This is a genomic window from Cetobacterium sp. (assembly GCF_048470075.1).
In the GTDB taxonomy this organism is placed as follows: domain Bacteria; phylum Fusobacteriota; class Fusobacteriia; order Fusobacteriales; family Fusobacteriaceae; genus Cetobacterium_A.
The window spans coordinates 1-2,028 of the sequence record NZ_DBGBQB010000209.1 but is presented as its reverse complement, the minus strand read 5'-3'; the positions used below and the strand labels follow the sequence as shown (position 1 = coordinate 2,028).

3 protein-coding genes are annotated in these 2,028 nt (G+C 30.2%); 1 reads left to right on the top strand and 2 read right to left on the bottom strand.

Annotation, left to right across the window (positions count from 1 at the left end):
- The first annotated feature begins 17 nt into the window (after window positions 1-17).
- The gene (locus ACMOUI_RS07490; RefSeq protein ID WP_418965108.1) at window positions 18-854 is read left to right on the top strand and encodes an NAD(P)H-hydrate dehydratase; all 837 of its coding nucleotides are present in this window, start codon (window positions 18-20) and stop codon (window positions 852-854) included.
- A gap of 18 nt (window positions 855-872) precedes the next feature.
- Here the strand turns inward: ACMOUI_RS07490 and ACMOUI_RS07485 are convergent, their stop codons facing one another.
- Complete coding sequence (locus tag ACMOUI_RS07485) at window positions 873-1,448, bottom strand: YeeE/YedE thiosulfate transporter family protein (RefSeq protein ID WP_418965107.1); 576 nt, start codon at window positions 1,446-1,448, stop codon at window positions 873-875.
- Window position 1,449: 1 nt separating this feature from the next.
- Window positions 1,450-1,968 carry a YeeE/YedE thiosulfate transporter family protein gene (locus ACMOUI_RS07480; RefSeq protein WP_418965106.1) on the bottom strand — a complete coding sequence of 173 codons (519 nt, stop codon included), beginning with the start codon at window positions 1,966-1,968 and terminating at the stop codon, window positions 1,450-1,452.
- Between the last annotated feature and the right edge of the window lie 60 nt (window positions 1,969-2,028).

Sequence of the window (2,028 nt, the reverse complement as noted above, 5' to 3'; positions counted from 1 at the left end):
ATTTATAGGGGATGTTTATGATTTTTATAGATTTAGATTGTATTAAAGGAATATATAGGCCACGAAACCCAGAAGCCTATAAGGGAGATTTTGGTCATACTTTAGTTTTATGTGGAAGTCGAGGAATGGTTGGGGCCGGTTTTTTTTCAAGTATGGGAGCTGTAAAATCTGGTTCAGGACTAACCTCTTTAGGAAGCTATCGTGAAACATTTAATATTTTTTCTGTAAAACTAAATGAGGTTATGTTAATTAATTTAGATGAAACTAATATTTTAAATAACTTAGATAAATTTTCATCTATAGTTTTTGGAAGTGGATTTGGAATCAATCAAAAAAATGAGCACCTTTTAAAGGAGCTACTTTTAAAATTTGAAAAACCAATAGTCATAGATGCAGATGGTATAACTATTTTAGCCAAAAATAACAATCTAGATATTTTAAAAGAAAGAACTTTTCCCACAGTTTTAACTCCGCACTATGGTGAATTTTCTAGATTAACAAACTTGGATATTGAATATATAAAATTAAATAGAGAGGTGGTTGCCAAAGAGTTTATACGAAAATATGGTTGTATTCTACTTTTAAAAGATCATAGAACTTTAATAGGGGAGAATGAGAATATTTTTATAAATACAACTGGGGATAGCGTTATGGCAACAGGAGGGATGGGAGATGTTCTAGGTGGAATGATAGGTAGTTTTATCAGTCAAAAATACTCTCCATTGGAAGCTACTATTTTAGGAGTATTTTTTCATGGAAAGGCTGGTGAATATTTTTCGCCTACTCACTACTGTATAACTCCCACTGATATTTTGGATATAATCCCTAAAATTATAAGAGAGGTAGAGTTTTAAAACCCTACCTCTCTTTTTTTATTTTTCTAATGAGTATGGAATTATTAAAGAAACTACAATTAAAACAAACCCAATAAAAACTCCAATCCACGGTGTTCCATAAAAAATAAAATTATATTTTTCCGACAGAAAAAACAATGTAGTTTGTCCACCTAACATCTCTTTAAAAAGTCCGATACTTTTTAATATGGGATATGAAATTGTAAAAAGAAAAGCTCCTATAATTCCACCTAAAATTACATATATACTTTTTAAATAACCAGCTCCAAAACTCGCAATCGCAGTTCCTGGACATAGCCCAATCATTCCAAATCCAAGAGCTAAAATAGCACTTCCTAAGACAACTCCTATATTCATGGGTTTAATACCAAAGTGATCTATCGAAATTATTTTTAAAGCTACACTTATATATAGTAGAGACATACTAAATCCAATGGCAAAAATAATTATTTTCATAAGAGTTAAATCTTTAAGTTTTAACATATTGGATATAACAACTCGATTGGTTGCTCCTGCATAGTATAGTCCTAAACCAAAAAGAACTCCTAGAATCAATCCTAAAAGTGGAATATTATCAAAAAAAAGACTTCTCATATTATTCACCAACCTTTTTCGCTACGATAATAGCTATTGGAAATAAAACCACCGTAAAAATAATACTACTTAACGAAAGTTGCATAACACCGCTCATCATATGTCCACTTGTACATCCCCCAGCCATTCTTGCACCAAAAAGTAAAAGAATACCACCTATAAATAGTTTTATTCGAGATATTTCATCTTTTTCTAAAATACTTTCTTTCTCTATAAACTCCTCTTTCTTTCTAAAAAATATTCTACCTAACATCCCCCCTAAAAAAGTCCCAACTATAAATATAATTCCATAGTTATAGGGAGTTACAATACTTTTAGCAATTCCCTCTTGATTATAATAATCAATCAAACTATAAAATTCAGCTCCCTCTCTAAAGATTATATTCTCTTGAAGTGAGGAGTGAATCATTCCAGAAACGACACTAAACTGAGTGGATATTCCAATAGGTTTTATCAAAAGTATGGATAGAAAAAATACTGTGCCTAAGAAAATACCCTTTAAAATCCATTTTCTTTTCATAATTTTTATCCTCCTTAAAAAAGAGTTTTTAACAATTATAACTTATAATAGTATATCACT